This window comes from Stenotrophomonas sp. CCNWLW57 (genome assembly GCF_037203925.1).
Taxonomy (GTDB): domain Bacteria; phylum Pseudomonadota; class Gammaproteobacteria; order Xanthomonadales; family Xanthomonadaceae; genus Stenotrophomonas; species Stenotrophomonas rhizophila_A.
Genome location: NZ_JBBCBJ010000006.1, coordinates 139,376 through 157,474 on the forward strand (window position 1 = coordinate 139,376; position 18,099 = coordinate 157,474).

The window sequence follows — 18,099 nt, forward strand, 5'->3', positions numbered from 1 at the left end:
TTTGGTGCGGGTTGTGATGTTTTATGATTTCACCGCACCAGCCGGGCACGGCCCGGCTCTACCCCTTCATTTTTCGAGCAATTGCCCGCCGATGTCCGATCTGTTCTCCGCCCTGCTGTTGGGCATCCTTGAAGGCCTCACCGAATTCCTGCCGATTTCCAGCACCGGCCACCTGCTGATCGCCCAGCACTGGCTGGGCGCACGCTCGGACTTCTTCAACATCGTGATCCAGGCCGGTGCGATCCTGGCCATCACCCTGGTGTTCCGCCAGCGGTTGTGGACGCTGGCCACCGGCCTGCACGACCGCGCCAACCGCGATTACGTGCTCAAGCTGGGCACCGCGTTCCTGGTGACCGCGATCGTGGGCCTGCCGGTCCGGCTGGCCGGCTGGGAGCTGCCCGAAACGGTGACCCCGGTGGCGTGGGCGCTGATCATCGGTGGTATCTGGATGATCCTGGTGGAAGCGCGCACCGCGCGCCTGCCCGACCGCGACGAGGTGACCTGGAAGGTGGCGGTGCTGGTTGGCCTGGCGCAGGTGGTGGCGGGCGTGTTCCCGGGCACCTCGCGCTCGGCGGCGGCAATCTTCATCGCCATGCTGTTCGGCCTGAGCAGGCGCGCGGCAGCCACTGAATTCGTGTTCCTGGTGGGTATTCCCACCATGTTCGCCGCCAGTGGCTACGCATTCATGGAACTGGCCAAGGACGGCAGGCTGGCCAGCGAGAACTGGGCCGACGTGGGCGTGGCCTTCGTTGCCGCCGTCATCACCGGCTTCGTCGTAGTGAAGTGGCTGCTGGGCTACATCAAGGCCCACCGCTTCACGGCGTTTGCGTTCTACCGGATCGCACTCGGTGCGGGCCTGCTGCTGTTCCTGCCTGCCGGGAACTGAACAGCGCCGCGCCGCCGCAACCCCACCCGGGCTGCTCCAACGTTATTCCCCGGGTTCCCAAGGAGATGTCCATGAAAACCACCCGCAACCTGATGCTGATCCTGCCGCTGGCCCTGCTGGCTGCGTGCAGCAACCCCTCCAGCCAGGCCCCCGCCGGCCCCGGCCGCGACGACCTCGCGCCGGCCCCGACCGCCGCCGCCGACCAGAAGGCCGCCGTGCAGCTGGACGTGCAGCGCCTGCAGGGCAACCACTGGGTGCTCGACAGCGCCACCGACAGCGCCGGCAAGCGCATCGATGCGCTGTTCGCGCGCGCCGACAAGCCGGTCACGCTGGACTTCATCGATGGCCGCCTGGCCGTGAGCAATACCTGCAACCGCATGGGCGGCGGCTACACCCTGGCCGACGGCACGCTGACCGTTTCGCCGATGGCTTCGACCATGATGGCCTGCACCGACAAGGCGCTGATGGCGCTGGACCAGGCGGTGGGTTCGCGGCTGGAAGGCGCGCTGAAGACCGAGCTGGGCGGCGAAGGCCAGCTGACCCTGCGCACCGCCAGCGGTGACGTGCTGGTGTTCAGCCCGCAGCCCACCGCCGAAACCCGCTTCGGCGGCCCGGGCGAGACGATCTTCATCGAGGTGGCCGCGCAGACCAAGCCGTGCCCGCACCCGATGATCCGCGATAAGCAGTGCCTGCAGACCCGTGAGATCCACTTCGACGACAAGGGGATCAAGCAGGGTGCGCCGGGCGCGTTCGAGAACTTCTACGACGTGATCGAGGGCTATACCCATGAAGCCGGCACGCGCAACGTGCTGCGGGTGAAGCGCTTCAACGTGGCCAACCCGCCGGCCGATGCGTCGTCTAAGGCGTATGTGCTGGATATGGTCGTGGAGTCTGCGACCGAGAAGTGACCGGCATTGCGTGGGCCGGCCAACGGTATGCCCGCCGTCCTGGCGGGCACCCTGCGGGCCGTCGCTGCGCGACGTTGGGAACAGCTCCTGCCGTTCCCTTCGGCACGCGTCTGGTTTACGCCAACGCCGGGTTGAGCGTGTAGGTGCCGTGCAATGCGGCTTCGGCCAGCACGTGGCCGTGCATGGCCTTGTGCACGTCGGCAGCGGTGAACGGCGTGGGCAGCTCGAGCGTGGCCACGTCCAGCGCGAACAGGCGGAAGAAGTAACGGTGCACGCGCGCGTCGTTGAACGGCGGGTACGGGCCGTCGTAGCCCAGGTACTGGCCGGCCATGTCCGGGTTGCCGGCGAACCAGCCTGTGAAATCGTTCAGGCCCTGGCGCGCACCGGCCGGGCCGGCAGGCTGCGGCTTGCCCTTGGCGGTGAAGCCATCGCTGCAGCTGCCTTCGGCGATCTCGCGCAGGTCTGCCGGAATGTCGGCCATCGCCCAGTGGGTGAAGTCGGCACGTGGCTGGTCGACGGGCACGCTGCAGTCGCTGCGGCCCACCGTTTCCGGCACCGTGGGCACGTCCGGGTCGATGCACAACAGGGCAAACGAACGGGTGCCCTCGGGCACCTCGCTCCAAGCCAGCGGCGGGTTGCGGTTGGCGGCGAAGCCGTTGGCATCACCTGCGGCGAAGCTGCTGTCGATCGGCGCGCCGTTGCGCAGGCGGGTACTGGTGAGTTTCATCAGGGTCTCCTTACGCTTCGGTATAGCCAAGCCGCACCGCAACCGGGGTGAGCTGGGCGAACGCGGCAGACAGGACCTCGCTGTACTGGCGCCAGTGGCCGGCCGGGAAGCGCGCCGGGCCAAGGGTCTGCGCGGGCGGGAAATGCACGCCGAACAAGCGGCCCAGATGCTCGGCCATGGCGGCCGGGTCGTTGCCGATCTCGTCGACGCGCACCACCGCGTGCGGGTACAGGTCCTGCTCGTGCAGCGTTGCGATCTGGGCAAGTGCGCGCGCCAGCCACTCGGCCACTTCGTGCACCGAGTTCACCGCAAAAGGTGCCGGTGCGCCGTGTGCCAGCCACTCCAGCAGCATGTCACGCGGGTCGCGCAGCACCAGCAGCAGGCGGCCTTCGGGCAGCTGCGGGCGCAGCGCCCACAGCAGCGCGTTGTCCCACCAGAGCAGCCAGTCGATCACGTTGCCATCGGCCAGGCCGCGTTCGGGCAGGGCGGCGCGCCACTGCGCCACCAGCTGCTCCGGCGCCAGCTTGCCGGTGGAGAGGTCCTGCAGCGCGTGGTAGCTCTGGAACGCATCATTGGGCGGGTTGGGACTGAAGCGATCGCCACGCACCACCGGGCTGGCCGCCGCGATAGCGGCGACGACCCGCTCTACGCCCGAACCCGGCGCGCCCCATACGAACATGGGGCGACTGCCGACGTCGGCGGCAACCTCGCCCAGCGCCGGCCAGCTCAACGGGGCCTTGGCCTGCGGCGGCAACGGCAAGCGCATGGAGGCTTCGTTGGAATGCAGGCTGGTCCACGTGGCCAGCGCGGCGGCGTGCTGACCGGCACGGTCCTGCACCGCGCCCAGCCAGGCGCGCAGGCCCGGCTTGGCCTCGGCCGGAACCTGCTCGATCAGCTGCTCCACGTGCGCCACAGCCGCCGCCGGGTCACGCGCCAGCAGGGCCTCGACCACGCGCATTTCACCGCTGCTGCGGCCGGGCTCCAGCGCAATGATCCGACGCGCAATGGCTTCCGCGGCGGCGGCATCGCCGGCCATGTCGTGCAGGCGCAGGCGCGCTTCCAGCGCCGGCAGGTGATCCGGCACGGCCGCGATCCAGCGATCGGCCACGGCGGCGGCCTCGGCACTGCCGACCACTTCGATGGCCAGGCGGGCCATCCACAGGTTGTGTTCCTGCGGGTGCGTTTCCAGCGTGGCATCCAGGGTGTCGCGGGCCTGCTGCTCGCGGCCCAGGCGCTGCCAGGCCATCAGCAGCAGCTGCAGGGTCTGGCGGTCGGCCGGCCACTGTTCCAGCACCGGCAGCAGGTGTTCCAGCGCCTGCAGCGGCTGGCCCGACTGCAGGGCCAGCTCGCCGGCCAGGCGGCGCATCGCCGGGGTGTCGGTCTCGGGCTGGGCCAGCACCTGGCCCACGATGGCGGCGGCGTTTTCGGTATTGCCCTGGCGCAGGGCCAGCTGCACCAGCAGGCCCTGCAGCGAAGTGATGGCCGGGTTGATCTCCAGCACGCGGCGGAAGGCCTGTTCGGCAAACGCCAACAGATCCTTGCCCAGGTAGGCAAAGCCCAGCGCATAGAGGATACGTGCATCGTTGGGCAGCGCCTGGCTGGCGGCCGAGAGCAGCGCCAGCGCACGGTCGGCATCATTGCGGCGCAGCGCGATCATGCCCTGCAGCGCCACCACTTCGGCGTTGTCTTCCTCGACGCGCGCGGCGGTGCGGGTGATCCGCTCGGCCTCGTCCACATCGTTGCGCGACAACGCCAGGTGGGCCTGCATCAGGTAGGCCGACAGTTCGTTGGGATTGAGCTCTGCGGTGCGGTCCAGCGCGCTGTTGGCGGCGTCGAACTGGCGCAGCGCCAGCAGCAGGCCGGCGTGCTGCAGATGCAGTTCGGCGTTGTCCGGGGCCAGCTCCAGCCCGCGCTGCAGGCTGGCCAGTGCTGCGTCGTGCTGGCCCTGCTGCTGCAGCGCCAGGGCCAGCCAGCGGTGCGCCTGCGGCTGCTCCGGCTCGGCCTGGATCCATTCGCGCGCCAGCTGCGCGGCTTCTTCCACTGCGTTGCGGCGCAGGGCTTGGAGAATAGTGTCTTGCATGACGGTCCGGCTTGGGGTCAAACCCCGATTGTAGAACACCGGCGCCGGCGCGCCGGGTCGTCCCTCAGCGCAGCGCTTCCAGGCTCAGCCGCTGGGCCACCCAGCGTTCGGAGAAGCCATCGCCGCGCCAGTTTTCCAGGAACCCGCAGTGGCCGCCCCATGGGGCGATTTCCAGCCGGGCATGGGCCGGCAGGCGCCAGCCGTGGAAGGTGGCGTAGGGAATCACCGGGTCGTCCTGGGCCATCAGGATGTCGGCCGGCACTTCCAGCCCCGACAGGCGGTCGCCGGCGATGGAATAGCCGTCGAAATAAGCCTGCAGGGTGCCGAATTCGGTGTGGTGTTCCACCAGCCAGGCGGTCAGCGCGCGGATGTCCAGCTTCAGCACGCGGTCGTCCCAGTCGCTCAGCTCGGGGAACAGGTCGCGCTTGCGGCGCAGCGAGCCGGCCCATTTGCGGCGGAAGTACCAGTCGTACATCGCCGGGCCGTTTTCGATGCTTTCCATGGTGATCGCCGGGTCCAGCACCGGGCAGACCGAGGCCACCCGCCGCAGCGGCACCCCGGCCGACGGCGCGCGCAGCGCCAGCCGCAGCACGAAATTGCCGCCCAGCGAGTAGCCGGCCGCCACCAGCGGCAGCTGCGGCCAGCGCCGGGCAATGTCGCCGGCGGCCTGCACCACTTCGTCGATGCGGTTGGAGTGGAAGATGCCGGGGTTGAGGTGGTGGGTGTTGCCGTGGTCGCGGAAGTTCAGGCGCACCACGTCGTAGCCGGCCTCGAGCATGCGCGCGGCGGTCATGCGCATGTAGCTGGATTCGGAACTGCCTTCCCAGCCATGCAGCAGCAGCGCCATGCCGACCGGCTCACGGCCTTCGATGCGGCTGTGCCAGCCCTGCAGGCGCACGCCTTCGCCGCCATCCAGGATCAGCTCTTCGGTGAGCGCGCCGGTGGCGGCCAGCAGCACCAGGCCGCGCTGCATGCGCATGCGGCTGGAGCTGAGCATCGACTGCAGGTGCGGGTTGCGCAGCCAACGCGGCGGACAGTAGTCGGCAGCGGTCAGCATCGCGCTATTGGGCGTTCATGGCCGCCACGATGCGCGCACGCGAGGTTTCCGCGATGCGGCGACGGCCTTCCAGGTCATGGGTGCCAATGGGCGCGAGGAAGTGCACCTCGGCCCGCCGTGCCGGTTCCCCCAGCAGGCGAAGGAAGTTGGCGAAGAAGCTTTCGCGTTCGCCGAACGCGACCACGGTCTGCGCGTCGCCGCGCACGCCGTAGCGCAGCGCCACCGGCTGTACCGGCACCTGGGTTTCCACTGCGGCCTGGAAGATGCGGGCGTGGAACGGGCCCACTTCATGGCCACCGCGGGTGCGCCCTTCCGGGAACACGCCCACGGCCTTGCCTTGCTGCAGGCGCTCGACCATCAGCTGCATCACTCCGCCCAGCGATTCGGTGCTGCCACGCTGGTGGAAGATGGTCTGCCCGCGTGCGGCCAGCCAGCCGACCACCGGCCAACCGGCGATTTCGCGCTTGGCCACGAAGCCCATCATGCGCTGGCTGTGCAGCATGGAGATGTCCACCCAGCTGACGTGGTTGGCCACGAACAGCACCGCGCCCGGCAACGGCGTGCCGATGCGGTGCAGGCGGAAGCCGAAGATCCACATCAACCCGCCCGACCAGGCATTGACCAGCAGGTGCTCCAGCGTACGCCCGCCCACGCGCAGGTTGCCCCACGGCGGCAGCATGCCGACCAGGAGCAGCGGAAGGAACAGCAGCAGGTGGACCAGCAGCAGGGGAACGCGGTACAGGTAACGGCACACACGCGCCACGCCGCCACGCGAGGCCGAAGGGGGGGAAGTCATCCGCGAACGATACCCGAGCGCTGCGGGGTCTGCCAGCGTGGCGGGCCATCCGCCACAGCAGGTCAAGCCGGGCTCAGCCCGGGCGGACTGCCGGGACCACGGCCAGGGTCAGCCGCGAGGTGCAGACCAGCTTGCCGGCCTCGTCTTCGATGCGGATGTCCCACACGTGGGTGCTGCGGCCCACGTGCACGGCCCGCGCGGTACCGGTAACGGTGCCACCGCGCTGGGCGCGGATGTGGTTGGCGTTGATCTCCAGGCCCACGCAGACCTGTTCGCGGGTATCCACGCACAGGTTGCCGGCGCTGCTGCCCAGGGTTTCGGCCAGCACCACCGAGGCGCCCCCGTGCAGGATGCCGTAAGGCTGGCGGGTGCGCGCGTCGACCGGCATGGTGGCCTGGACCCAGTCGTCACCGGCGGCGGTAAAGACGATGCCAAGGTGTTCGATCAGGGTGTTGCGGCTGAGCGCGTTGAGCGCCTCGATCGAAACCGGCTCGCGGAATACCTGGGACATGCGCTGCTTCCTTGGAACGAAGAGTAATTACAGGATGGGCACCAGGCCGGCGCCGAACGCGGTGAGCATGCGCACCAGCAGCCACTTCGGGCCGACGTTGACCTCGGGGAAATCGCCCACGGCCACATAGCAGCGGTGGAAGTCCGGGTCCTGGCGGCGCAGCGGCTCCGGGCATTCCGGGCCGGGCTGGAATTCGTAATCGGTGGCGTAACGCCACGGCCAGAAATCGAGCACCGGCAGTGCTTCGGAGGCCTTGCCCACGCTGTAGTTCAGGCCCGACAGCACCGGCGGCTTGGTCCGCGGCGCCACCACCCAGGAGTTCTCCGGGTGGATGTCGCGCAGGATGCTCTGCGCCAGCGCTTCGGCAAACGCCGGGTCATCGATGATGACCGCGCCTTCGGTGTTGTAGTTCTCGCTACGCGGGTCGAAGTTGTGGGTGCCGATCACGCCGATGCGGCGGTCCACCACCAGCGATTTGGCGTGCAGGCCCATGCGCGCGCCGCTGCGGGTCACCGGCAGCGGCTTGTTCACCGCCTTGGTGCCCAGGAACGAGGGCCGGGTTTCGGCACGCAGCACGCGGCGCTCCACCACGCTGCCGTCGGTACGGCGGCGCGCGGCCGGGCCGGGGGTGGGCTGCGGGCGGTCGCCGGCGTCGTCGGTGGCTGGCACGGTGCCGGCGTCTTCCTGCGCCACGGGCGGTGCGGTGGCGCCCGCGGTGTCCGCCCTGCGCCGGTTGCTGCCGCTGCTGCGCGCGTTGCTGCCGGCCGCGCTGCCACCCAACAGGCTGCTGCGCCCGCTGTCGGTGCTGGGCGTGGTGCCCAGCGGGGCCGGCACCAGGTTGCGGTAGTCGACCGGCGCATCCAGCGGGAACGGCTTGAATTCGTAGATGTTGAAGCCCAGCTCGCGCATGTTGCGGCGCTTGTACTTATAGGACAGCGCGTAGACGATCGGGTTGTCGGTGGCGGCCAGGCTGTTGGTGGAGACCACGATGCGCGGCGGTTGTTCGCGCTTGCGCAGTGCCTCGAACAACTTGCGCGCCGGCTTGGACAGCACCAGGTACGGGGTCTGCAGCAGCACTTCGCTCTGCGCGCCGGCAATCAACGAATCCAGCTGCGGCTCAGTCACGTGCTGGCCGTTGGCCGGCTGGCTGGCACGCTCGCGGCGGTGCTTGCGCGGCAGGTCGGCCACATAGCGGACCGAGCGCACCGGCAGCGCGGTATCGACGAACATGCGCTGGATGTAGGCCGGGTCGATCGCCTCATCGATCACCTGTTCCACCCGCGCCGGGCGGCGGTAGTCGGCCGGCGGCATGGCCGGGGCGCCCTGCTTGAGCAGGGTATTGCCCACATCGTTCAGGCGCTCGGCCGGCACGCTGCGCTGGGCCCGCCAGAACGCATCGAAGTTGGCTGCCATGCCGCGCGCTTCGGGGCCGGCCAGCAGTACGTCGCGGTCGCGGAAGTTGTATTCGCTGTCCCAGTCGTAATAGTCGTCCTGGTAATTGCGCCCGCCCACCACGCCCAGCGCATCGTCGATCACCAGCAGCTTGTTGTGCATGCGCTGGTTGAAGCGGCGGAAACAGCAGATCACGCTGCCGGCGTAATCGGCGTAGTTCAGCCGCGCCTTGCCGAACGTCGGGTTGTAGACGCGTATTTCGAAATTCTGGTGGCTGCTGGCCAGCGCGGCCAGGATCTCCAGGTCGGAGATCGCCGAGAGCTGGTCGATCAGCACCCGCACCTTCACGCCGCGCCGGGCGGCGGCCAGCAGTTCGTCCAGCACCAGCCGGGCGCTGTCGTCCTTGTCGAAGATGTAGGTCTGCAGGTCGATGCTGCGGGTGGCGCTGCGGATCAGGTTGATGCGCGCCACCAGCGCGGTTTCGCCCTCGTCCAGGATGGTGGCGTAATGGCGAGGCGCCGCTTCGGTGGATTCGCTGAAGGCCTGCCCGCCCAGGGCGCGCAACGGCGAATCGAGCGCGCAGCGGTCGGGCTGGTCGCAATCCACCGTCTGGGAACGCGCCTGCGCCGCAATGCCGGCCGCGCGCTCGCGCTGCGCGTTGGACAGCGACGCACAGCCGCTGCCCAGCAACAGGATTGCCAGCACGATCACCCGCAGCAGGGGATTCACGGTTTCAGCGCCTCGTTGAGACGCGCACGCAGGACGAAGGTCACTCGATCACTCAGGGCTAGCTGCCAGCTGTCCATTCCATACCGGCCACGCTGGACGGTACCGCGGCTGACCACATCGCAATCATACCCGGCCCGGGGGCAGGACGCCGCTTCAACCTGCAGGGTCTCGGGGTGGGATACCCCGCGCAGGATCAGCCGGCCATGGATGCCGCCGCCCTTTTCGACCAGCTGCGGGTCGTAGGGCACCGAATCGAACTCGACCACCGGGTAGCGCCCGGCGTCGAAGAACTCCTCGCCCCGCATCCAGCCGGTGTAGCGGTCCTTGCCGGGAATCTCCACGTAGCCGGTGAACATGCGCAGGTGGACCTGGTGGCGGCCATCGGCCAGCACGTCGATGCGGCCTTCAAAGCGCGGGAACACCCCTTCGATACGCTGGCCCAGCCGGGTGCGGATCTCGAAGCCCAGGCGCGAACGCGCCGTATCCAGTTCCATCACGTGCCTGGGTGCGGCCTGGGCCGGGGGCAGGGCCGTCACCGGGGGTTCGGCACGCGCCGCCCCCGCCGCCAGCCCGAGCAGACAGCACAACAGGGTTCGTACTGCTGTCACGGCTTACGGCCACCAGAACGCGGTCAGGCTGGCAACGCCGGGCTCGATGGCTGTGTCTCTGGGAATCTGCAGTACCGCTATTCCGCCCGGGGCCATGCCGCGGTATTCACTGCTGCTGCCGTCGCTCATCAGCGCCACCAGTTGTTCCAGTGCGGGGTTGTGCCCGACCACCAGCAGCCGATCCACGTCCCTGCGGTCATCGACCAGGGCGGCCAATGCACCGGGCGTCGCCTCGTAAATCCCGTCGTCCAAGCGCTTTTCGACGTTGCCGATGACGCCCAGCACCGCTTCAAGGGTCTCGCGGGTACGCCGCGCGGGTGAATACAGCACGCAGTCGGGCAGCAGGTTGTTTTCTTTCAGCCATTTGCCGGCGGCTTCGGCTTCGGCCAGCCCGGTCGACGACAACGGCCGGTCAAGGTCGGCCTGACCGGTACCCGCAGGTTCGGCATGGGCGTGGCGCAGCAGGATCAGTTCTCGCATAAGGCTCTCTTCTGGCTCAGGCAATCTTCAACCACTTCAACAGTGGCTCCCAGTCACTCTGGTGCTCGCGCACCTGCGCGGAGCGGTAATCGAACATGCTTCGGCCCAGGCCGGTCATGACCACGTAGGCTTGTGTATCGCGCAGCTTGGCAACGACCGGGTACGGCCACTCCTCCAGCATCTGCTCGGCCTGGCGGGAGGTCTGGGTCCACGGTTTGGTGCGGTTGAGCACCAACCCCACCGGCAGCTTGCGCTTGTGCACGCGCGGCACCTTGGACAGGGTGTTCAGGAAGCCGACGATGGCTTCGATGTCCAGCGCCGAGGGCAGCACCGGCACCACCACCGCGTCGGCCACGTCCAGGAAGGCGTCCAGCTCACCGGCCCGGGCGCCGGCGGGGGCATCGATGACCAACACCTCGGTATCGTCAGGTACGTGTTTGAGCGGGTGCTTGCCGCTGGCATCAATGGGCAGCACCGCGCTTTCCAGCCCGGCACGGCGTTCTGCCCAGCGGGTGCTGGAGCCTTGCGGGTCGGCGTCGGCCAGTACGGTCCGTTTGCCGGCCAGGGCGGCCTGCGCCGCCAGGTGGGTGGCAATGGTGGATTTACCCACCCCACCCTTGGAACCGGCTACCAGGATCGTCTTCATGCCAGCCTCGCTTCCGGGGAACGTGACCCGAGCGTACACCGCCCTCCGTGATGGAGATAGTCGCGCGGCTGAACCTCCTGCATCCCGCGCCGCTTTGCTATCGTGCGCGATCCAATGGACTGCATGCCGGCATGAGCGAGTTACAGGACCTCAGCGCGTTGATCCGCGCCAATACCCCGCTGATCGTGATCGAGACCCAGGACGAGGGTCGTGTGGTGGAGCTGTTCCGGCAGACCCTGATGCATGTCTGGCGGGCCCTGCACCGCTGGTCCATCACCGAAGGGCTGCGCCGGATCGACATGGACCGCGAGGACGACGCGGTCGGCCCGCCCGATGCCAGTTCGGCCCTGCAGATGATCCGCCAGGCCGACCAGCGCGGCATCTACCTGCTTCTCGATTTCCACCCCTACCTGGGCTATGCCAGCCACCAGCGCGCGCTGCGCGACCTGATCCAGCGCCGCCACTGCGAGGCCCACGTACTGGTGCTGATCGGCGCCAAGGTGGAGCTGCCGGCCGAGCTGGAGGCGCTGGCCACCCGCTTCAACCCGCGCCTGCCCGACCCCAACGCGCTGCTCAAGATGCTGCGCGAGGAAGTGGCCGCCTATGCGCGAGAGAACGGCGGCCGCCGGGTCGAAGTGGACAACGATGCGGTCAAGAAGATCCTGCACAACCTGCGTGGGCTGAGCCTGGTGGATGCACGGCGGATCGCCCGCCAGCTGATCTTCGCCGACGGTGCGATCAGCCAGGACGACCTGCCGCAGCTGGCGAAGCTGAAGTTCGAGCTGCTCAACCGCGCCGGGCACCTGCATTACGAATACGACACCACCCGCTTCGCCGACGTGGCCGGGGCCAACCGGCTCAAGCGCTGGGTCAACCAGCGTCGCCCGGTGTTCCTGGGCGGCCAGGGCCCGGCCGGGCTGGACCCGCCCAAGGGCATGCTGCTGCTGGGCGTGCAGGGCTGCGGCAAATCGATGCTGGCCAAAGCCACCGCCGCCGGCTTCGGGGTGCCGCTGCTGCGCCTGGACTTCGGCAGCCTGTACGACAAGTTCCACGGCGAAACCGAGAAGAACCTGCGCGAGGCGCTGGCCTCGGCCGAGCAGCTGGCGCCGTGCGTGCTGTGGATCGACGAGATCGAGAAGGGCCTGGCCAGTGGTGGCGAGGACGGCGGCGTGTCCCGGCGCGTGCTGGGTCACCTGCTGACCTGGCTGGCCGAGCGCAAGAGCCAGGTGTTCATCGTGGCCACCGCCAACCAGGTGCATGAACTGCCGCCGGAGCTGCTGCGCAAAGGCCGCTTCGACGAGATCTTCTTCGTCGACCTGCCCGATGCCAACACCCGGGTGGAGCTGCTGCGGCTGCACCTGGGCCGGCGCACGCTCAATGCCGACGATTTCGCGCTGCCGGCGCTGGCGGCGGCCAGCGATGGTTTCTCTGGAGCGGAAATCGAACAGGCCGTGGTGGCCGGGCTGTACGCGGCACATGCCGAACAACGTGCGCTGGACACCGAGCTGCTGATGACCGAGATCCGCGGCAGCCGCCCGCTGTCGGTGCTGATGGCCGAACAGGTCAACGGCCTGCGCGACTGGGCACGCGGGCGTACCGTCAGCGCGGACGAATAGACCACGCTCCAGCACGGTGCGGCGACCGGCTTCGAGCAGGGTCGAAGCCGGCTAACCTGCGGGTGTTACGGCCACGCCGGCGGCTGCGCCGCCCAGGCCTGCTGCACTTCGGCCAAGGTGGCACGTTCACTGTCACGCCAGCCCGGCAGTGCCTGCGCGTAGCCGTCGCTGGTGCTCCAACGCTGCGGCTCGGTGCGCACGGCGGCGGCGTACCACTTCACCGCTTCGTCCTTGCGACCCAGCGTCCACAACGCCAGCGCGTAGGTCTGCGGCACCCACGATGCGTTGCCGCGCAGACCCTGCTGGGCGCTGTGCCACTGCACCAGGGCCGCCTCGGCGTCACCCTGGCGGAACAGATCCCAGCCATGGTTCCAGCGCACCATGCGGCCCGGCACCGAGGTACCCGGCGCATTCTTTTCCGCATCGGCGTACAGCTCACGGCCCAGCTCCGGGCGGCCCTGTGCATAGGCCACGCTGGCCAGCTGCACGGTGGCTTCCAGCGCCTTGCGGCCACGTTCGCGTTGTTTCATCAGCTGGTCGACGACATCGCTGCTGTCGGCCGGCACGACCACGGGCGTGACCGCAGCCACGTCGTCATCGAAGTAGAACTCCTGCAATGCCGGCAACGATTGCGCTGCCGCCCCGAACACGGTCATCCCCGCCGCCAGCACCATGCCGGTCAGCATCTTTCTTGCCACTGCCATACAAACTCCCCCAGGTTGTCACAACAACCTCCCTCCCCGATCCTAACCGCAGCTCGCCCGCGGTGCGAGTCCCGAAGGCCAGAAAATGCCCGGCTGATACAATTCCGCCCTTTCCGGCCGCCCTCGCGGTGGCCGTGCCAGCCGTCAGCACGGGCCAGCCATGACCAGTACCGCCGAAATCACCTCGCCTTCGTCCGCCAACCTGCCTGCCGGGCCGCTGGACGACAGCTACACGCTGGACCACAAGTACACCCGTACCGATGGCCGCATTTACCTGAGCGGGGTGCAGGCACTGGTACGCCTGCCGCTGATGCAGCGGCTGCGCGACCAGGCCGCCGGGCTGGACACCGCCGGCTTCATCAGCGGCTACCGCGGCAGCCCGTTGGGCGGCTTCGACCTGGAACTGTGGCGCGCCCGCCAGCACCTGGAGGCGGCGAAGGTGAAGTTCACCCCCGGCCTCAACGAGGACCTGGGCGCGACCATGGTCTGGGGTACCCAGCAGACCAACCTGTTCCCCGGGGCCAGGGTCCAGGGCGTGTACGGCATGTGGTACGGCAAGGGCCCCGGCGTGGACCGCTGCGGCGATGTGTTCAAGCACGCCAATGCGGCGGGTACGTCCGTGCACGGTGGCGTGCTGGCGCTGGCCGCCGACGACCACGCCTGCCGCAGCTCCACCCTGCCGCACGGCAGCGAGGATGAATTCGTCAGCGCGATGATGCCGGTGCTCAACCCGGCCGGCGTGCAGGACATCCTGGACATGGGCCTGCTCGGCTGGGCCATGAGCCGTTACACCGGGCGCTGGATCGGCTTCAAGACCATCGCCGAGACGGTGGAATCGTCCGCGTCGGTGCAGGTGGACCCGTTCGCGCGCCGGATCGTGCTGCCGGAAGACTTCGAAATGCCCGCCGGCGGGCTCAACATCCGCTGGCCGGACCCGCCGCTGGACCAAGAGATGCGCCTGCACCGCTATGCGGTCAAGGCCGCCCAGGCGTTCGCGCGGGCCAATGGCATCGACCGGGTGGTGATGGATTCGCCGCGCGCGCGGCTGGGTATCGTCACCACCGGCAAGAGCTACCTGGACGTGCTGCAGGCGCTGGAGTACCTGGGCCTGGACGAGCGCGCCTGCGCCGACATCGGCATCCGCGTGTACAAGGTCGGCATGACCTGGCCGCTGGAACCGGAAGGCATCGCGCGCTTCGCCCAGGGGCTGGAAGACATCGTGGTGGTGGAGGAGAAGCGGGCCTTCATCGAGCGCCAGATGAAGGAGCAGTTCTACAACTGGCCGGCCAGCTGGGGCCAGCGCCCGTCCATCGTCGGCAAGTACGACGAAGCCGGCCAGTGGATCCTGCCGTCCACCAACGAACTCACCCCGGCCACCATTGCCGGCGTGATCGGCCGCCGCATCCAGCGCTTCTTCACCAATGACTCCATTGAACAGCGCCTGCGCTGGATGGATGCCAAGGAGGCCGAACTGGCACTGCCGCGCGCCAGTTTCCCGCGCGTGCCGCATTACTGCTCGGGCTGCCCGCACAACACCTCCACCCGCGTGCCGGAAGGCTCGCGTGCGCTGGGCGGGATCGGGTGCCATTACATGGTCACCTGGATGGACCGCAGCACCGACACCTTCACCCACATGGGCGGGGAAGGCGTGACGTGGGCCGGCCAAGCCGCGTTCACCGATACCGAACACGTGTTCCAGAACCTGGGCGATGGCACCTATTTCCACAGTGGCTCGCTGGCGATCCGCCAGGCGATTGCCGCCGGGGTCAACATCACCTACAAGATCCTCTACAACGACGCGGTGGCCATGACCGGCGGCCAGCCGGTGGACGGCACCCTGACCGTGCCGCAGATCGCCCACCAGATGCGCGCCGAAGGCGTGCAGACGATCGTGCTGGTGAGCGATGAGATCGGCAAGTGGAACAAGCGCGAGCTGTTCCCCGAGGGCGTGGAATTCCATGACCGCGCCGAGCTGGATGCGGTACAGAAGCAGCTGCGCGAAGTGAAGGGCACCAGCATCCTGATCTACGAACAGACCTGCGCCACCGAGAAGCGCCGCCGGCGCAAGCGCGGCAAGCTGGTCGACCCGCCCAAGCGCGTGGTGGTCAATTCACTGGTGTGCGAGGGCTGCGGCGACTGCGGCCAGAAGAGCTTCTGCGTGTCGGTGCTGCCGAAGGAAACCGAATTCGGGCGCAAGCGCGATATCGACCAGTCCAACTGCAACAAGGACTATTCCTGCACCACCGGTTTCTGCCCCAGCTTCGTCACCGTGCACGGCGGCACGCTGCGCAAGGGCTCGCGCAGCGAGCGCAGCAGCCTGCTCGACAACCTGCCCGCGCCGACCTTCCGCAGCACGCTCGAGCAGCCCTGGAACATTCTGATCACCGGCGTGGGTGGCACCGGCGTGGTGACCATTGGCGCGCTGCTGGGCATGGCCGGGCACCTGGAAGGCAAGGGTGCCAGCGTGCTCGACCAGACCGGACTGGCCCAGAAGGGCGGCGCGGTCACCACCCATATCCGCATCGCCAAGCGTCCGGAAGACATCCATGCGGTGCGCATCGCCGCCGGCGAAGCCGACCTGGTGGTGGGCTGCGACATGGTGGTGGTCAACGATTACTGGGCGCTGTCGAAGGTGCGCGCCGAGCGCTCGCAGGTGGTGCTCAACACCTATGAAGCCATGCCGGGCACCTTCACCACCCGCCCGGACATGCAGTTCCCGGCGGCCGACATCATTGCCGGCATCCGCGTGGCGCTTGGCGGCCGCGACCCGCTGCTGCTGGATGCCACCCAGCTGGCCACCGCGCTGCTCGGCGATGCGATTGCCTCCAACCTGTTCATCCTGGGCTACGCCTGGCAGCAGGGGTTGGTGCCGATCTCGTTCGAGGCGCTGATGCGCGCGGTCGAGCTCAATGGCGCAGCAGTCGCGATGAACCAGCAGGCATTCGCGTGGGGCCGGCTGGCCGCCGTGGATCCGCAGGCGGTGCAGCAGGCCGCCGGTCTGGTCCGCAACGGCCATACCGATGCCGAGCGCACCCCGGGCCCGCTCCACGACCTGCCGCCGGGCGAGTGGGAAGGCAACGAATGGGGCGCCACCGCCGCACCGCGCGAAACCGGCGACGAGCGCGAACTGCGCGGCCTGCCCGGGCATGGCGGCGGCAGCGACGTGGCGTTCCTGCCGCTGGATGACGAGCGCCTGTCGCGTTCGCTGGATGAGCTGGTGGAACGCCGGGTGCGCTTCCTCACCGAGTACCAGGACGCGGCCTATGCCGCGCGCTACCGGGCGCTGGTCGACCGCGTGCGCACGGCGGAGTGGGACAAGGCCGGCAGCACCGCGCTGACCGAAACCGTGGCGCGTTACTACTTCAAGCTCATGGCCTACAAGGACGAGTACGAAGTGGCGCGCCTGTACACCAGCGGCGATTTCCAGCGCCGCCTGCAGCAGCAGTTCGAGGGCGATTTCCAGGTGCACTTCCACCTGGCCCCGCCGCTGTTCGCGAAGAAGGACGAACAGGGCCGCCTGATCAAGCAGGAATACGGGCCGTGGATGCTCAAGGCGTTCGGGCTGCTGGCCAAGCTTAAGTTCCTGCGCGGTGGCACGTTCGACATCTTCGGCCGCACCGAAGAGCGCCGGGGCGAGCGCCAGCTGATTGCCGATTACGAACAGACCGTGGCACTGCTGCTGGAAGGGTTGAGCGATGACCGCGTTGCGTTGGCGGTCGAGATTGCCAGCATTCCGGAACATATCCGCGGCTATGGGCATGTAAAGGAAGCGCACCTGCACAAGGCCAAGGCGCGTGAAGCGGTGCTGCTGGCGCAGTGGCGCAACCCGAAGGCACTGCATATCGTGCAGGTGGCGTAATCGCTGACCCTGCGTAGCAGGGCGATGCGTTTTCGACCGCATCGCCCTGACACCCGGAACGTACGCGCACCCCCAGGGTAGAGCGGACCGTTGGTCCGCTGCGCGCGAAGCGCGCTGCCGCCCGCGTTCGCGATTTCCCGCATCCCGCAAAAGGCAGCGGACCAACGGTCCGCTCTACCGCCCGCCGCCGCTGTGTCGCACGGATCCGGCACACCGAAAGTGTGCCACTCATTCCACGTTGCACCACGGCGGCGCAATGCTGCTCCTGTCACGGCCCACACTGAGGCTACACTTGCATCACGCCTGCCAGGTGACCCGCCGACGCTGCACAAGCGCAAGCCGCACGCCCTGTTGCGGGAAACACCGATGCCCTAAGGGCGCAAAGACAAGGAAGCTGACATGCCGAAGATGCCCCTGCAGGTCGCCGCTGTCGCAAGCCTCGCGCTGGCTGCTTGTGCAACGCCCGGGGCGGCAACGTCCCAGCCCACGGAGATTGAGGAGAGCAAGCCAATGCACGGTGCACGCTATACCTACCCCGACCCTCCGGTCGTGACCAGCGGTGAGCTGGTGTCCGAAGGCGATCCCGCCATCTCGGCGAAGATGAACTACAAGCCGGTGGAATGGCCGCTGCGGTTTGAGAAGCACAGCTTCAGCGCTCGCTGCTACGACACTCGTGAGTGTGAAGTTGTGTACGACAACCTGCGCCACGGTGACGCTCGACCCTCGCCGCCTGCCTCAACGTACGGAACCGACTACCTTGAAGGTTGGATGGGCGGGCACGGTGGAATCAGGAATTTCCCACCCGCCGCAAAAGTTTCCTGGGTTTCCAAGGATGGCACTTCACTCGAAGCCGAGATTGATATCGGAGGCATCTTCAAGGATGAACTCATCCGGCATTTTGTTCCTAAAGAGGAGGTTGCTGACCTTCCTGATGGAAGGAACGAGAGCCCGCCTTCGATTCTCCTAGAGGTCAATGATCGTGTCATCCGCGTTTACATGAGGGCTTCTGTACCAACGAAGCACCTTCAGAAGCCCGGAAATCAACATAGCATCTCGCGTCGCGATCTTGTTCTGGTGAAGACATACAGCTACTGAGCAAA

15 protein-coding genes are annotated in these 18,099 nt (G+C 68.0%); 5 read left to right on the top strand and 10 right to left on the bottom strand.

Annotation, left to right across the window (positions count from 1 at the left end; all coding sequences use genetic code 11):
• The first annotated feature begins 91 nt into the window (after window positions 1-91).
• Window positions 92-886 carry an undecaprenyl-diphosphate phosphatase gene (locus tag V9K91_RS15355; protein ID WP_336443621.1) on the top strand — a complete coding sequence of 265 codons (795 nt, stop codon included), beginning with the start codon at window positions 92-94 and terminating at the stop codon, window positions 884-886.
• A 71-nt stretch (window positions 887-957) separates the two neighbouring features.
• Window positions 958-1,794: an META and DUF4377 domain-containing protein gene (locus V9K91_RS15360; RefSeq protein WP_095362463.1), complete on the top strand. Its 837-nt coding sequence runs from the start codon at window positions 958-960 to the stop codon at window positions 1,792-1,794.
• A gap of 115 nt (window positions 1,795-1,909) precedes the next feature.
• Here V9K91_RS15360 and V9K91_RS15365 read toward each other — a convergent pair whose 3' ends face one another.
• The 9 genes from V9K91_RS15365 to V9K91_RS15405 all read right to left on the bottom strand — a co-directional run bounded on the left by V9K91_RS15365 (window position 1,910) and on the right by V9K91_RS15405 (window position 10,820).
• Complete coding sequence (locus tag V9K91_RS15365; protein WP_095362462.1) at window positions 1,910-2,521, bottom strand: YbhB/YbcL family Raf kinase inhibitor-like protein; 612 nt, start codon at window positions 2,519-2,521, stop codon at window positions 1,910-1,912.
• A gap of 10 nt (window positions 2,522-2,531) precedes the next feature.
• Entirely contained in the window at window positions 2,532-4,601 is a 2,070-nt protein-coding gene (locus V9K91_RS15370) for a tetratricopeptide repeat protein (protein ID WP_095362461.1), read from the bottom strand.
• 64 nt (window positions 4,602-4,665) lie between these two features.
• A complete protein-coding gene (locus V9K91_RS15375; protein ID WP_095362460.1) occupies window positions 4,666-5,658 on the bottom strand; it encodes an alpha/beta fold hydrolase in 993 nt (330 codons plus the stop codon).
• 4 nt (window positions 5,659-5,662) lie between these two features.
• Window positions 5,663-6,454 (bottom strand): lysophospholipid acyltransferase family protein, encoded by a 792-nt coding sequence (locus tag V9K91_RS15380; RefSeq protein ID WP_095362459.1) that lies wholly within the window; start codon window positions 6,452-6,454, stop codon window positions 5,663-5,665.
• Between the two features lie 73 nt (window positions 6,455-6,527).
• On the bottom strand, window positions 6,528-6,965 hold the full coding sequence (locus tag V9K91_RS15385) for a hotdog fold thioesterase (RefSeq protein ID WP_068848225.1): 438 nt from the start codon (window positions 6,963-6,965) through the stop codon (window positions 6,528-6,530).
• A gap of 27 nt (window positions 6,966-6,992) precedes the next feature.
• On the bottom strand, window positions 6,993-9,086 hold the full coding sequence (locus V9K91_RS15390) for a phospholipase D family protein (protein WP_095362458.1): 2,094 nt from the start codon (window positions 9,084-9,086) through the stop codon (window positions 6,993-6,995).
• Window positions 9,083-9,580, bottom strand: coding sequence for a YceI family protein (locus tag V9K91_RS15395; RefSeq protein ID WP_095362457.1), 498 nt, complete (start codon window positions 9,578-9,580; stop codon window positions 9,083-9,085). The genes V9K91_RS15390 and V9K91_RS15395 overlap by 4 nt, the downstream gene beginning before the upstream one ends.
• Window positions 9,581-9,697: 117 nt before the next feature.
• On the bottom strand, window positions 9,698-10,174 hold the full coding sequence (locus V9K91_RS15400; RefSeq protein WP_068848219.1) for a histidine phosphatase family protein: 477 nt from the start codon (window positions 10,172-10,174) through the stop codon (window positions 9,698-9,700).
• Between the two features lie 16 nt (window positions 10,175-10,190).
• A complete protein-coding gene (locus V9K91_RS15405; RefSeq protein ID WP_093535299.1) occupies window positions 10,191-10,820 on the bottom strand; it encodes a ParA family protein in 630 nt (209 codons plus the stop codon).
• A 131-nt stretch (window positions 10,821-10,951) separates the two neighbouring features.
• Between V9K91_RS15405 and V9K91_RS15410 the strand changes: the two genes are divergently transcribed.
• Window positions 10,952-12,436 carry an AAA family ATPase gene (locus V9K91_RS15410; RefSeq protein WP_068848215.1) on the top strand — a complete coding sequence of 495 codons (1,485 nt, stop codon included), beginning with the start codon at window positions 10,952-10,954 and terminating at the stop codon, window positions 12,434-12,436.
• Window positions 12,437-12,501: 65 nt separating this feature from the next.
• Here V9K91_RS15410 and V9K91_RS15415 read toward each other — a convergent pair whose 3' ends face one another.
• On the bottom strand, window positions 12,502-13,140 hold the full coding sequence (locus V9K91_RS15415; RefSeq protein ID WP_068848212.1) for a hypothetical protein: 639 nt from the start codon (window positions 13,138-13,140) through the stop codon (window positions 12,502-12,504).
• A 160-nt stretch (window positions 13,141-13,300) separates the two neighbouring features.
• Between V9K91_RS15415 and V9K91_RS15420 the strand changes: the two genes are divergently transcribed.
• Window positions 13,301-16,999 carry an indolepyruvate ferredoxin oxidoreductase family protein gene (locus V9K91_RS15420; protein WP_095362456.1) on the top strand — a complete coding sequence of 1,233 codons (3,699 nt, stop codon included), beginning with the start codon at window positions 13,301-13,303 and terminating at the stop codon, window positions 16,997-16,999.
• 399 nt (window positions 17,000-17,398) lie between these two features.
• Window positions 17,399-18,094: a hypothetical protein gene (locus tag V9K91_RS15425; RefSeq protein WP_095362455.1), complete on the top strand. Its 696-nt coding sequence runs from the start codon at window positions 17,399-17,401 to the stop codon at window positions 18,092-18,094.
• Window positions 18,095-18,099 lie beyond the last annotated feature (5 nt).

Bases quoted from the DNA above. Each gene is read 5' to 3' on its own strand.
- V9K91_RS15355 (WP_336443621.1), top strand. From the start codon at position 92: ATGTCCGATCTGTTCTCCGCCCTGCTGTTGGGCATCCTTGAAGGCCTC.
- V9K91_RS15360 (WP_095362463.1), top strand. From the start codon at position 958: ATGAAAACCACCCGCAACCTGATGCTGATCCTGCCGCTGGCCCTGCTG.
- V9K91_RS15365 (WP_095362462.1), bottom strand. From the start codon at position 2,521: ATGAAACTCACCAGTACCCGCCTGCGCAACGGCGCGCCGATCGACAGC.
- V9K91_RS15370 (WP_095362461.1), bottom strand. From the start codon at position 4,601: ATGCAAGACACTATTCTCCAAGCCCTGCGCCGCAACGCAGTGGAAGAA.
- V9K91_RS15375 (WP_095362460.1), bottom strand. From the start codon at position 5,658: ATGCTGACCGCTGCCGACTACTGTCCGCCGCGTTGGCTGCGCAACCCG.
- V9K91_RS15380 (WP_095362459.1), bottom strand. From the start codon at position 6,454: ATGACTTCCCCCCCTTCGGCCTCGCGTGGCGGCGTGGCGCGTGTGTGC.
- V9K91_RS15385 (WP_068848225.1), bottom strand. From the start codon at position 6,965: ATGTCCCAGGTATTCCGCGAGCCGGTTTCGATCGAGGCGCTCAACGCG.
- V9K91_RS15395 (WP_095362457.1), bottom strand. From the start codon at position 9,580: ATGGAACTGGATACGGCGCGTTCGCGCCTGGGCTTCGAGATCCGCACC.
- V9K91_RS15400 (WP_068848219.1), bottom strand. From the start codon at position 10,174: ATGCGAGAACTGATCCTGCTGCGCCACGCCCATGCCGAACCTGCGGGT.
- V9K91_RS15405 (WP_093535299.1), bottom strand. From the start codon at position 10,820: ATGAAGACGATCCTGGTAGCCGGTTCCAAGGGTGGGGTGGGTAAATCC.
- V9K91_RS15410 (WP_068848215.1), top strand. From the start codon at position 10,952: ATGAGCGAGTTACAGGACCTCAGCGCGTTGATCCGCGCCAATACCCCG.
- V9K91_RS15415 (WP_068848212.1), bottom strand. From the start codon at position 13,140: ATGGCAGTGGCAAGAAAGATGCTGACCGGCATGGTGCTGGCGGCGGGG.
- V9K91_RS15420 (WP_095362456.1), top strand. From the start codon at position 13,301: ATGACCAGTACCGCCGAAATCACCTCGCCTTCGTCCGCCAACCTGCCT.
- V9K91_RS15425 (WP_095362455.1), top strand. From the start codon at position 17,399: ATGCCGAAGATGCCCCTGCAGGTCGCCGCTGTCGCAAGCCTCGCGCTG.